Source organism: Sphingomonas paludis, from assembly GCF_053502515.1.
In genome coordinates this window covers 2,219,262-2,231,514 of sequence record NZ_CP187558.1, presented here as the reverse complement: position 1 = coordinate 2,231,514, position 12,253 = coordinate 2,219,262, and the positions used below count along the sequence as shown (strand labels likewise).

Annotated in this window: 11 protein-coding genes; 10 read left to right on the top strand and 1 reads right to left on the bottom strand. The window is 65.3% G+C overall.

The features are described from left to right. Positions 1 to 3 precede the first annotated feature (3 nt). From ACPVPU_RS10745 to ACPVPU_RS10700, 10 genes are all read left to right on the top strand, one after another. On the top strand, positions 4 to 939 hold the full coding sequence (locus ACPVPU_RS10745; protein WP_448660493.1) for an alpha-E domain-containing protein: 936 nt from the start codon (positions 4 to 6) through the stop codon (positions 937 to 939). Then, positions 939 to 1,751: a transglutaminase family protein gene (locus ACPVPU_RS10740; protein ID WP_448657937.1), complete on the top strand. Its 813-nt coding sequence runs from the start codon at positions 939 to 941 to the stop codon at positions 1,749 to 1,751. Before ACPVPU_RS10745 ends, ACPVPU_RS10740 begins: the two co-directional genes overlap by 1 nt. A 164-nt stretch (positions 1,752 to 1,915) precedes the next feature. Next, positions 1,916 to 3,025 carry an acyl-CoA dehydrogenase family protein gene (locus tag ACPVPU_RS10735; protein ID WP_448660492.1) on the top strand — a complete coding sequence of 370 codons (1,110 nt, stop codon included), beginning with the start codon at positions 1,916 to 1,918 and terminating at the stop codon, positions 3,023 to 3,025. A gap of 37 nt (positions 3,026 to 3,062) precedes the next feature. Beyond that, entirely contained in the window at positions 3,063 to 4,091 is a 1,029-nt protein-coding gene (locus ACPVPU_RS10730; protein WP_448657936.1) for an alpha/beta hydrolase, read from the top strand. 3 nt (positions 4,092 to 4,094) lie between these two features. Further along, positions 4,095 to 5,708: a carboxyl transferase domain-containing protein gene (locus ACPVPU_RS10725; protein WP_448657935.1), complete on the top strand. Its 1,614-nt coding sequence runs from the start codon at positions 4,095 to 4,097 to the stop codon at positions 5,706 to 5,708. 95 nt (positions 5,709 to 5,803) lie between these two features. Beyond that, positions 5,804 to 6,187, top strand: coding sequence for an endonuclease domain-containing protein (locus tag ACPVPU_RS10720; RefSeq protein ID WP_448657934.1), 384 nt, complete (start codon positions 5,804 to 5,806; stop codon positions 6,185 to 6,187). A 160-nt stretch (positions 6,188 to 6,347) separates the two neighbouring features. After that, positions 6,348 to 8,267, top strand: coding sequence for an acetyl/propionyl/methylcrotonyl-CoA carboxylase subunit alpha (locus ACPVPU_RS10715; RefSeq protein WP_448657933.1), 1,920 nt, complete (start codon positions 6,348 to 6,350; stop codon positions 8,265 to 8,267). Between the two features lie 99 nt (positions 8,268 to 8,366). Next, positions 8,367 to 9,611: an NAD(P)/FAD-dependent oxidoreductase gene (locus ACPVPU_RS10710; RefSeq protein ID WP_448657932.1), complete on the top strand. Its 1,245-nt coding sequence runs from the start codon at positions 8,367 to 8,369 to the stop codon at positions 9,609 to 9,611. 50 nt (positions 9,612 to 9,661) lie between these two features. Next, positions 9,662 to 10,501 (top strand): diacylglycerol/lipid kinase family protein, encoded by an 840-nt coding sequence (locus tag ACPVPU_RS10705; protein WP_448657931.1) that lies wholly within the window; start codon positions 9,662 to 9,664, stop codon positions 10,499 to 10,501. Beyond that, positions 10,498 to 11,226, top strand: a complete 729-nt coding sequence (locus tag ACPVPU_RS10700; RefSeq protein WP_448657930.1) for a metallophosphoesterase family protein — start codon at positions 10,498 to 10,500, stop codon at positions 11,224 to 11,226. The genes ACPVPU_RS10705 and ACPVPU_RS10700 overlap by 4 nt, the downstream gene beginning before the upstream one ends. Positions 11,227 to 11,285: 59 nt before the next feature. Here the strand turns inward: ACPVPU_RS10700 and ACPVPU_RS10695 are convergent, their stop codons facing one another. Then, positions 11,286 to 12,230: a TraB/GumN family protein gene (locus tag ACPVPU_RS10695; RefSeq protein ID WP_448657929.1), complete on the bottom strand. Its 945-nt coding sequence runs from the start codon at positions 12,228 to 12,230 to the stop codon at positions 11,286 to 11,288. Positions 12,231 to 12,253: the final 23 nt, after the last annotated feature.

Genomic DNA, 12,253 nt, shown 5'->3' with positions numbered 1-12,253 from the left:
TTGATGCTGTCTCGCTCCGCTGCCTCGCTCTATTGGCTGGGTCGCTATATCGAACGCGCGGATTTCACCGCGCGTCTGGTCGAGGCGACGATCCGCCTCGATGCCCTGTCCGCGCGTCCGGCGGGGGAGGCCGCGTGGGCCAGCGCGCTGGCGGTCACCTATAACGACGAACGGTTCGCCGCCGCCGGCCACCGCCTGTCCCCGTCGGATGTCGCCCGCTACCTGACGGTCGACGGCACCCATTCCGGGTCGATCGTCCATTGCCTGTACATGGCGCGCGACAATGCCCGTGCCGTCCGCACCGCGCTGACGCGGGAGGCATGGGCCGGGATCAACCGCGCCTGGCTGTTGTTCGGCAATCCGGCAAATCCCGGCGATCCCAATGTCACGCTGGGGCTGGTCGAGGCGGTCAAGGCCGAAACGCGCGGGTTCGAAGGGGCCGTACACCGCATGATGAAGAACGAGGCGGTATGGTTCATCCGCCTCGGCGCCGCGATCGAGCGAGCGGACAACACCGCGCGCCTGATCGACGTGAAATATCATCTGCTGCTGCCAGAGGGCGAAAAGGTCGGCGGCCTGATCGACCGCGATCAGTGGACCACGATCCTGCAGACGGTTTCCGCGGTCACCGCCTATCGCTGGCTGTATTCCGAGGGGCTGAAGCCGTCTTTGGTCATCGACCTGTTGATGACGCGGGGTGAATTGCCGCGCAGCCTGGCGGCGTGCGTGGAGGAGGCGGTGGAGATGCTCAGCATGCTGGCCAGGCGCACCGGGCTTCAGGGCGAGGCGGACCGGATGGCCCGCGCGCGGATGTCGCGGATGCAGCGGACCAAGTCCGGCGACGTGATCGTCGGCGGCTTGCACGAATGGCTGACCGGCTTCATCGCGGAAAACGAAAGGCTGGACGGCGTCATCGCCCGCCAGTTCCGGTTCGGCTGATGCGGCTGGCGATCGAACATACCACGCACTACCGGTTTTCGGAGCCGCAGGCGCGTCTGGTCCAGTTGCTGCGACTCACCCCGCGGGACGATGCCAACCAGACCATCGTCCATTGGCGCATCGACGTCAGCTGCGATGCGCGGCTGCGCCAGGCGACCGACGGGTTCGGCAATGCCATCACCATGCTCTATGCCGAGGGGCCGCTGGACGAAATCGCCATCACCGTGGCCGGCGAAGTGCTGACCACCGACGGCAGCGGCGTGGTGTCGGGCAGCACGGAAACCTTGACGCCGATGCTGTACCGGCGGCTCACGCCCACCACCCGCCCCGATGCCGCACTGATCGAGTTCGCGGAACGGGTGACCGCCTCGGACGGCGGCACGCTCAACCGCCTCTGGGCGCTGTCGCGCGCCTTGCAGTCGCACTGGCCGAATGTCGTTGAAAAGACGGGCCGGACCGATGCCGCCGCCATGTTCGCCGCCGACGCCGCCTCTGCCCGCGACATGGCGCTGGTGTTCGTGTCCGCTGCCCGGGCACTGTCGATCCCGGCGCGCTATGTCGTCGGATACAGCCTGGCCGTTGCCGACACCCATGGCGCCCCCGGTCCCCATGGCTGGGTAGAGGGATGGGTCGACGGGCTGGGCTGGGTCGGCTTCGATCCGTCCCACGGCAAGTCGCCGGATCAGGGCTATGTCCGCATCGCCATCGGCCTGGATGCCGCCAGTGCGACGCCGATTGCCGGCATGCGCATCGGGCACGGAGAAGAGGTGCTGGACGTCGATGTCAGCATCGACCGACTGGGCGGCGAATAGGCGTTCGCTATCGTCGCTCCGCGGTTGCGGTGTGGCCCGGTTATCGCTTAGGGGGTAGTAGTAACAAATGATACGATCGCCCGGCCACCGGCCCGGCGACGGACCACAGGAGAGATGCGTTGACCCTCCCCCAGTTCGATTTCGCGCTCGGCGAAAATGCCGACATGATCCGCGACAGCGTGTCCCGTTTCGCTGCCGAACGGATCGCCCCGCTGGCCGCGCGGGTGGATGCCGATGACTGGTTTCCGCGCGACGAACTCTGGCCCGCCATGGGCGAGCTTGGCCTGCACGGGATCACGGTGGCGGAGGAAGATGGCGGCCTTGGCCTCGGCTATCTGGAACACGTCATCGCGTGCGAAGAGGTCAGCCGCGCCTCCGCCTCGGTCGGCCTGTCCTATGGGGCGCACTCCAACCTGTGCATCAACCAGATCGCCCGCTGGGCCTCGCCCGAGCAAAAGGCGAAGTACCTGCCGCCGCTGATCTCCGGCGAGCATGTCGGCTCGCTCGCCATGTCTGAGGCGGGGGCGGGCAGCGACGTCGTCGGCATGAAGCTGAAGGCGGACCGCGTCGATGGCGGCTATGTGCTGAACGGCACGAAATTCTGGATCACCAATGCGCCCTATGCCGACACGCTGGTCGTCTATGCCCGCACCGGCGAAGGGTCGCGCGGCATCACGACCTTTCTGATCGAAAAGGGGTTCGACGGCTTCGCCATCGGTCAGAAGATCGACAAGATGGGCATGCGCGGCTCGCCCACGTCCGAGCTGGTCTTCACCGACTGTTTCGTTGCCGACGAACAGGTGATGGGGCCGGTCAACGGCGGCGTCGGCGTGCTGATGAGCGGGCTGGATTACGAACGCGCGGTGCTGGCGGGCATTCAGCTTGGCATCATGCAGGCCTGTCTGGACGTCGTCATCCCCTATGTCCGCGAACGCAAGCAGTTCGGCACGCCCATCGGCAGTTTCCAGCTGATCCAGGCCAAGGTCGCCGACATGTATGTCGCGCTCAATTCCGCCCGGGCCTATGTCTATGCCGTCGCGCGGTCGTGCGATGCCGGCAGGACCACTCGTTTCGATGCAGCGGGCGCGATCCTGCTGGCCAGTGAAAACGCCTTCAAGGTAGCGGGCGAAGCGGTGCAGGCGCTGGGGGGCGCGGGCTATACCAAGGACTGGCCGGTCGAACGCTATCTGCGCGATGCCAAGCTGCTCGACATCGGCGCGGGCACCAACGAGATTCGCCGGATGCTGATCGGCCGCGAACTGATCGGCGCATGACCAATCAAGGCAGGGGATGATGATGATGCGATCAAGGGTGCGGGCTGCCGGAATGATGCTCGGCATTGCCATGCTGGCGATGCCGGGTCTGGCAGCGGCGCGTTCGTCCGCAACCGCTCAGTCAGTCGCCAGGGCGCCAGCGATCGTCGAGACGATCACCGTCCATGGCAAATCGCTGGAAGGCAATCTGGAGGGTAACTCCGCCGATCGGGAGGTCGTCGTGGTGCTGCCGCCCGACTATGCCACCAACCCGCAGAAACGCTATCCGGTCGTCTATCACCTGCACGGCTTCACCTCGAACGCGCGCGACAATTTGCGCGGCATCGCGGCGGATACGGCGCTGGCGGACGGTGGCGGCGGGGTCATCCTGGTCCTGCCCGACGCCTTCACCCGTCATGCGGGGGCCATGTATTCCAACTCGCCCACTACCGGCGATTTCGAGCGGTTCATCGCCGAGGATCTGGTGGCCCATATCGATGCCAAATATCGCACCCTGGCGCGACGCGAGAGCCGGGGCCTGGCCGGTCATTCGATGGGCGGATACGGCACGCTGCGCATCGGCATGAAATATCCGCAGGTCTTCTCCAGCCTCTATGCGATGAGCCCCTGCTGCCTGGTGCCGCAGGTTCCGGTCCCCGACGCGCTCGCCCGGATGAAGGGCATGACGATGGAACAGGCGCTGGCTGGCGGTTTTTTCGAAAAGGCTGGATTTGCGACCCTGTCCGCCTGGGCACCCTTGCCGGGCAACGCTCCCTTTCATGTCGATTTCGGGCTGAACCCCGACGGGACCGTCGATCCGGTCTTTGCCGCCCGCATTTCCGCCAATGCTCCGCTGGTGATGCTGCCGCAATATCTGGGTGCGCTTGGCCAATATGAAGCGATCGCCATCGATATCGGCGACAAGGATTTCCTGCTCGGCAGCGTCCAGCAATTCCGAGCCGGGCTCCAGCAATTCGGCGTAAAGCATGAGTGGGAATTGTACGAAGGCGATCACGTCAATCGCATCGCCCAGCAGTTCGGCAAGAAGGTGCTGCCCTTTTTCCAGGCGCATCTGGACAGGCAATAACCGATGACCGCCCCCGTCCTGCCCACCGCCATCCAGCCCGACAGCGAAGCCTTTCGCGCCAACGCAGCGCATAACCGCGCGCTGGCGGAAAAGCTGCGCGCCGATGTCGCCCATGCGGCGCTTGGTGGCAGCGAGTCCGCCCGCGCGAAGCACAGTGCCCGTGGCAAGCTGCTCCCCCGCGACCGGGTGGAGCGCCTGCTCGATCCCGGCTCGCCGTTCCTCGAAATCGGTCAGCTTGCTGCCTTCGACCTTTACGATGGTGATGTCCCCGGCGCCGGCGTGATCGCCGGTATCGGCCGCGTGTCCGGGCGACAGGTGATGATCTTGGCCAATGACGCGACGGTCAAGGGCGGCACCTATTTCCCGATGACGGTCAAGAAGCATCTCCGCGCACAGGAAATCGCGATGGAGAACCGGCTGCCCTGCATCTACCTGGTCGATTCAGGCGGCGCCAACCTGCCGCACCAGGCCGAGGTATTCCCCGACCGCGACCATTTCGGCCGCATCTTCTTCAATCAGGCCAATATGAGCGCACGCGGCATCCCCCAGATCGCCTGCGTCATGGGCAGCTGCACGGCGGGCGGTGCCTATGTCCCAGCCATGTCCGACGAAACCGTCATCGTCCGCAACCAAGGCACGATCTTCCTCGCCGGCCCCCCGCTGGTGAAAGCCGCGACGGGCGAGGAGATCAGCGCCGAGGATCTGGGCGGCGGCGATCTGCACGGGCGCAAGTCCGGCGTGGTCGATCACGTCGCGGAAAATGACGAACACGCGCTGACCATCGTGCGCGACATCGTCTCCTACTTGCAACCTCCCCGGAACGGGGAGGGGGACCGCCCGCAGGGCGGTGGAGGGGTGGTACGCCCCCCCAAATACGCGGCCGAAGACCTGTACGGCATCATCCCCCAGGACGTGCGTGCGCCCTATGACGTGCGCGAAGTCATCGCCCGGCTGGTCGACGCCTCCGAATTCCACGAGTTCAAGGCGCTCTATGGCACCACGCTTGTCTGTGGCTTTGCCCATATCTGGGGGATGCCGGTCGCCATCCTGGCGAACAACGGCGTCCTGTTCAGCGAAGCGGCGGTGAAGGGCGCGCATTTCATTCAGCTCGCGCAGCAGCGCGGTATCCCGCTCCTGTTCCTGCAGAACATCTCCGGCTTCATGGTCGGTGGGAAATATGAGGCGGAAGGCATTGCGAAACATGGCGCAAAGCTGGTCACCGCCGTCGCCACTGCGACCGTCCCCAAGATCACCGTCCTGATCGGCGGCAGCTTCGGTGCGGGCAATTACGGCATGTGCGGCCGCGCCTATTCCCCCCGCTTCCTGTTCACCTGGCCCAATGCCCGCATCAGCGTGATGGGCGGCGAACAGGCGGCAAGCGTCCTCGCCACCGTCCACCGCGACGCGGCGACGTGGACGGCGGAGGAAGCCGAAGCTTTCAAGGGCCCCATCCGCCAGCGCTACGAGGAAGAGGGCAATCCCTGGCACGCGACCAGCCGCTTGTGGGACGACGGCATCATTGATCCCGTCCAGACCCGCGACGTGCTTGGCCTCGCCCTCGCCGCCACGCGCGAAGCACCGGTCGATGACACCCGCTTCGGCGTGTTCCGGATGTGAGCGTGACGAACGACAATCAACCTCCCCGGAACGGGGAGGGGGACCATGCGAAGCATGGTGGAGGGGTCTTCTCCACAACCCGCGAAACCATCCGCATGGCGCGTCGCGAACGTCGATCCGGCAACCCACCGGAAGTGCTGCTCTGGCGTGCACTGAAGCTGCGCCCCGGCGGCTTCAAGTTTCGGCGGCAACATCCGATTGGTCCATACAGCCTCGATTTCGCGTGTCTCAGCGCTCGGCTTGCCATTGAAATTGACGGTGAGGCGCATGATCGCGGCAATGCTCTCGACAAAGATCAGGTGCGCGACAGGACGCTGATGGCTTGTGGTTTTCGTACCCTTCGCATCCCCGCGCGCGATGTGATGCGATCCGCTGATGATGTTGTGAATGTTATCGTCAGAGCCTGCCAGGCCCCCAGACCCCTCCACCATCCGCCCATGGCGGATGGTCCCCCTCCCCGTGCCGGGGAGGTTGAGTGATGCCCTGTCCTACGCCGCCTTCAGCCGATAGGGTTCCGCCCATGACCGCCGCGCCCTTCACCCGCCATTGTCTCTCGCATGAAACCCGTCCGACACCTGTCAACCACGCGTCAAAACCCATTCGTTTCGTCAAAACTGTCAACTCTCACGGGGCGTCGGCATGATCCAATCCCTCCTCATCGCCAACCGCGGCGAGATCGCCTGCAGGATCATCCGGACCGCGCGGGCCATGGGTATCCGCACCGTCGCGGTCTATTCGGATGCCGATGCCAACGCGCTGCACGTCCGTCAGGCGGATCAGGCGGTACATATCGGACCGTCCCCTGCGCGTGAAAGCTATCTTTGCGGTGACAAGATCATCGCTGCTGCAAAGGCCACCGGGGCAGAGGCGATCCATCCCGGCTATGGTTTTCTGTCGGAAAATGCGGAGTTCGCCGAAGCCGTCACCGCCGCCGGGCTGATCTGGGTGGGCGCAACGCCGCATTCGATCCGCGCCATGGGCCTGAAGGACGCGGCGAAGAAGCTGATGGCGGCGGCGGGCGTGCCGGTCACCCCCGGCTATCTCGGCGAGGACCAATCGCCCGACCGCCTGCAGGCCGAGGCCGACGCGATCGGCTATCCCGTGCTCATCAAGGCGGTGGCGGGCGGCGGCGGAAAGGGGATGCGCCGCGTCGAGGCAAGCGCCGACTTCCCCGATGCACTGGCCAGCTGCAAGCGCGAGGCGGCGTCCAGCTTCGGCGACGACCGCGTCATCATCGAAAAATACATTCTGTCGCCCCGCCATATCGAGGTGCAGGTGTTCGGCGACACCCATGGCAACGTCGTCCATCTGTTCGAACGCGACTGCTCGCTTCAGCGCCGCCATCAGAAGGTGATCGAGGAAGCCCCTGCACCGGGGATGAGCGCCGAAGCGCGCGACGCGATCTGCGCCGCCGCTGTCCGTGCGGCCCAGGCGGTGGACTATGTCGGTGCGGGCACCATCGAGTTCATTGCCGACGCCAGCGACGGCCTTCGCGCCGATCGCACCTGGTTCATGGAAATGAACACCCGGCTTCAGGTCGAACATCCGGTGACGGAGGAGATTACCGGCGTCGATCTGGTCGAATGGCAGCTGCGCGTGGCGAGCGGCGAGCCGCTGCCGAAGCGGCAGGAGGAGCTGTCGATCAATGGCCATGCCATCGAAGCGCGGCTATATGCCGAAGATCCCCTCACCGGCTTCCTTCCCAGCACCGGCACGCTGAGCAATTTCCACCTCGACGATGACATTGCCCGGATCGAGACTGGCGTAGCGGAGCATGACACCGTCTCGCCCTTCTACGATCCGATGATCGCCAAGCTCGTGGTAAAAGCTGCGGACCGGCCCGAGGCACTCGAACGCCTTGCCTACACCTGCGATTCTGTTCTGACTTGGCCAGTGAAAAACAATGCCGGCTTCCTGTCGGCACTGCTGCGCCACGACAGTGTCCGGTCCGCCTCGCTTGCAACTGGCTTTATTGCCGCCAATATCGATGCGTTGGTCGCTGGCGCCGAACTGACCGAACCGCTTCTCGAAATGGGCGCGATCAATGTCTTCAAGCAAGCAGGCGGCACCGATGTAGCGATCGCGCCGCAAAGATACAGTGACGAGCTTGCCGATGCTTGGACCGACCTCCTGGGGTTCCGCGCTAATGCGCCAGCCAACAAGACGGTCTGGATGCTTGCCGATGGCCAGCCGCACAGCGCTGCGATTGGATCGACCCGCTTGGGAGTGGGTTCGCTACTCTGGCAATACGGCGGCCAGATTCTAATTGTCCAAAAGGGGTGGCCGCATCCGTTTGAAGCATTCCGCGCGGGCGCCGCCGCCGCCGGCACAGCCGCAGACGGTGTCATCCTCGCCCCCATGCCGGGCCGGGTCACCGCCGTCGAGGTCACCGCCGGTCAATCCGTCACCAAGGGCCAGCGCCTGCTGACGCTGGAGGCGATGAAGATGGAGCATGCGCTCACCGCGCCGTTCGACGGGACGGTGGCCGAGCTGAACGCTGCCGAAGGGGGACAGGTCAGCGAGGGTACCGTGCTGGTCCGCGTCGAGAGGGTGGACTGACGGCCTTCTTACCGCTTTGTGGTCGCCAGCTGACAAGACGGGGTTGGGATGGGGTCGCATCTGCTGGCATGATGATTGGCACATGATAGAGCGGCGGGAATGAACGACAGATATGATACGGTGATCGTCGGCGCGGGCCATGGCGGTGCGCAACTCGCCATTTCGCTGCGCCAGCGCGGATATGACGGGACCATCGCCCTGATCGGGGAAGAACCGGAACAGCCCTATGAGCGCCCGCCGCTCAGCAAGGAATATCTGTCCGGAGAAAAGCCCTGGGAACGGATGCTGATCCGCCAGCCTGGCTTTTGGCAGGAACGGCAGGTTGCCATGCTGACCGGCCGCCGCGTGGTGTCGGTCGATCCCGCCGCCAGAACGCTGGCGACCGCCGATGGTGCAACCATCGGCTATGGCCGGCTCGTCTGGGCCACGGGTGGTGCGCCCCGGCGGCTGACCTGCGACGGGGCCGATCTGTCGGGTGTGTTCACCGTCCGCACCCGCGCCGATGCCGATGCGATGATCGCCGCGCTGCCGGGGGTCGAGCAGATTGTGGTGATCGGTGGCGGCTATATCGGGCTTGAGGCCGCGGCGGTGCTGACCAAGCTGGATCGCCGCGTCGTCCTGATCGAGGCGCTGGACCGCGTGCTCGCCCGCGTGGCCGGCGAGCCGCTATCGCGCTTTTTTGAGGAGGCTCACCGCGCCCACGGGGTCGATCTCCGCCTGAACAGCGCCGTTGTCTGCATCGAGGGGACGGATGGCCGGGCGACGGGCGTCCGGCTGGCCGATGGGGAAATCATCCCGGCGCAGATGATCGTCGTCGGCATCGGCATCGTGCCGGCCGTCGAACCGCTTCTGGCCGCCGGGGCGCAGGGCGGAGCGGGGGGCGTGCTGGTGGATGGCGAATGCCGCACCAGCCTGCCCGACATCTTTGCGATCGGCGACTGTGCCGCCCACCTCAATCGCTTTGCCGCAACCGAAGCGCCCATCCGGCTGGAATCGGTGCAGAATGCGCATGATCAGGCCAATCTCGTTGCCCGCGTGCTGACCGGAGAGACGGGCCTCGCCTATGACGCCGTGCCCTGGTTCTGGTCGAACCAGTATGATCTGAAGCTGCAGACCGTTGGCCTGTCCGCCGGGTACGACATGACGGTTACCCGGGGCGATCCGGCCGCCGGGCGCTTTTCGCTCATCTATCTGCGTCAGGGCCGAATAATTGCGCTCGATTGCGTCAACATGGCCAAGGATTACGTCCAGGGGCGCAAGCTGGTCGAAACCGCGGCGGCCGTGCCGCCGGATCGGCTGGCCGACGCCGATACGCCGCTGAAGGCGTTGGCTCCGGCCCCGTAATTTGTTTCGCAATCGATGCGACCATGGGGCGCGGCGCGCGTTTGGCGGGCATGGAAAGACTTTGGTTCGTCACCAATCCCGGGTCCGGCACCACCAGTGCCGAAAAATGCGAAGCGATCGTCGCGGTATTCGCCGAACGCGGCCTTACCCTGGTCGGGCGGACCGATTTTCCCGAACAGCCCATGCCGACGCCGGAGCAGCTGGACGGGGAACGGGTCGACACGCTCGTACTGTTTGCGGGCGACGGCACGATCAATACCGCGCTTTGTGCCCTGCACGACTGGGAGGGTGCGTTCCTGATCCTGCCGGGCGGGACGATGAACCTGTTGGCAAAGGCTTTGCACGACAGCCTTGACCCAGCCGAGATCATCCACGCCGCCCATGTCTCCGCCCGCCGGGTCGCGCTGCCCTGGGTCGATACGGATGTCGGCCGTGCCTTTGTCGGGTTGATCCTTGGTCCGGCCGGCCAATGGTACCGGGCACGCGAAGGCGCGCGGCGCGGCAAATTCGGCCAAATGTTCGCCGCGATCCGCTATGCCTGGCGTCGCACCTTTGGCCGCGGGATCCGGGTGCGTGGCGTGGTCGGCATGACCGGCAGCTATCAGGCCGTGTTCGTCCGTCCGGACATGGACGGCCTGGATGTCGCTGCCATCGACGCAAGAGATTGGCGCGCCATCCTCGATCTCGGCTGGAATTGGCTGACGGGAGAATGGGTGTCCGCCCGTCCGGTCACCCAGCAGATCGTCCGCGACATGCGCGTCGCCGGGCGCAAGCCGGTGCTGGCATTGTTCGATGGCGAGCCGCAGCCTTTGCCGCCGGGCGCCCCCATCCGCTGGGCGCTCAGCAAGGAGCGGTTCGTCGCGACCAGGGCCGTGGACGAAGTAGCGTGATCCGCCTGTTCCATGTCAGCGATCTGCATTTCGGGCGAGAGGATCGGTCTGCCCTGGACTGGTTTGCCGCCGCAGTAGCGAATGAGCGCCCCGATGCCGTCATCATGACCGGTGATCTGACCCAATCGGCGCGCAGCCATGAGTTCGCGGCGGCCGCCGAATGGCTGGAAGGCCTGAACGTTCCGGTGACGGTAGAGGTCGGCAATCACGACCTGCCGGTTTTCAATCCGCTGGCCCGGATGATGATGCCCTATCGCCGATACCTGCGGCTGGAACGCATGATCGAACGGCCGCTGAACATCCACGGCGTCGCCATCGTCCCGTTGCGGACGACGGCGCGGTTTCAGTGGCGGCTGAACTGGGCAAAGGGCCATGTGTCGCGGCGCCACCTTGGCCGCGCGATCCATCAGCTCGGCAAACGGCCGGCCGGCGCGGTTTCCCTGGTCACCGCTCACCATCCCTTGATCGAGGCCGGAACGGTGATGGACGCACGGACCCGGCGCGGTCCAGAGGCGCTGGCGGCACTGGTCCGTGCCGGTGCCGATGCGGTGCTGACCGGTCACGTCCACGACCCGTTCGATGTCGCGCATTCAATCGAGGGGCGGACCATCCGCCTGATCGGTGCCGGTACGCTGTCGGAGCGGTTGCGCACCGATCCCCCCAGTTTCAACGAATTGCGGATCGAAGGCGGTGCCATCGACACCCGCATCCGGCGCATGGCCTGAAAGAAACGCCGGGGCAGGAGCGGCCCCGGCGTGAGTGGAAAATCAGGGCGATCGGCCGATCAATAGGCGATGCGCTCGGCTTCGATCTTCATCGGCTTCAGCTTTTCCTGAACGCTGTCGTCGCCCGCCAGATGGCCCGCGCCGACCGCCATGAACACCGTGCCGGGCTTGTCCAGCCGGGTCTTGATCCAATCGGCCCAGCGGGCATTGCGCTGGTCAAAGACAATCGACGCCATTTCGGGCGAGGCGGCGTTGTACTCCTCGATCAGCTTCGCCAGCTCGACCGCATCGCCCGATTTCCACAGCGTCAGCATCCGGTCCATGACGGCCGGCAATTCGTCGCGGTCGTCGATCATGCTGGTCAGCATCGCGAGCTGTGCCGTCTCGCTCATGCCGTCGAAAAAGCCGAGCTGCTGTTCGATGGTTTCCACCGCGCTGATCGGCTTGTTGGCGGCCTTTGCAGCGGCGGTCAGCGTCGCTTCGGCACCGCTTTCGGGCGAAAAGCCCATTTTCGGCATCATCACCTGCATCACGGTCAGCGATGCCAGCCACGGGTCCAGCCGGTCGAGCGCATTGGCCGGAATGCCCAGTTCGCCGAGCATCTTGGCATAATCCGCGCGCTTTTCGGCCGGCAGCTTTTCGGTCAGCGACGGACCGGTGGGGTTTACGCCCTTTGCCATCGTCACCTGTTGCACCTTCGCCATGTCCTCTGGCCCCGGCATCACGATTTCCAGGACCAGTTCGTCGGACGTGTCGAACGCGGTCTTCACCGCCTCGTCGAACCAGGACAGCCGCGGCTTCAGCGCGTGAAACGTGCCGAACAGGTAGATCGTCGTATCCTCGTCCTTGACCACCCACAAAGCCGGGTCTGCATCCTCCATCGGCGCTGCCTGTTCAGTCGCTGCGGGCGCGGCTGGGGCAGGGGCTGCCTGCCCGGCATGGGCGGCGGGCGGGAAATAGGCGAGCGTCAGGGCAACGCCAGTATTCAGCAGCGTACGAAGCATCTCATTCCTCCAGTAAATAAGGG

What these genes read in the sequence shown, in the direction of transcription:
- ACPVPU_RS10705 (WP_448657931.1), top strand. Translation starts at nt 9,662, where the DNA reads ATGGAAAGACTTTGGTTCGTCACCAATCCCGGGTCCGGCACCACCAGT.
- ACPVPU_RS10720 (WP_448657934.1), top strand. Translation starts at nt 5,804, where the DNA reads ATGGCGCGTCGCGAACGTCGATCCGGCAACCCACCGGAAGTGCTGCTC.
- ACPVPU_RS10745 (WP_448660493.1), top strand. Translation starts at nt 4, where the DNA reads ATGCTGTCTCGCTCCGCTGCCTCGCTCTATTGGCTGGGTCGCTATATC.
- ACPVPU_RS10710 (WP_448657932.1), top strand. Translation starts at nt 8,367, where the DNA reads ATGAACGACAGATATGATACGGTGATCGTCGGCGCGGGCCATGGCGGT.
- ACPVPU_RS10715 (WP_448657933.1), top strand. Translation starts at nt 6,348, where the DNA reads ATGATCCAATCCCTCCTCATCGCCAACCGCGGCGAGATCGCCTGCAGG.
- ACPVPU_RS10695 (WP_448657929.1), bottom strand. Translation starts at nt 12,230, where the DNA reads ATGCTTCGTACGCTGCTGAATACTGGCGTTGCCCTGACGCTCGCCTAT.
- ACPVPU_RS10735 (WP_448660492.1), top strand. Translation starts at nt 1,916, where the DNA reads ATGATCCGCGACAGCGTGTCCCGTTTCGCTGCCGAACGGATCGCCCCG.
- ACPVPU_RS10725 (WP_448657935.1), top strand. Translation starts at nt 4,095, where the DNA reads ATGACCGCCCCCGTCCTGCCCACCGCCATCCAGCCCGACAGCGAAGCC.
- ACPVPU_RS10740 (WP_448657937.1), top strand. Translation starts at nt 939, where the DNA reads ATGCGGCTGGCGATCGAACATACCACGCACTACCGGTTTTCGGAGCCG.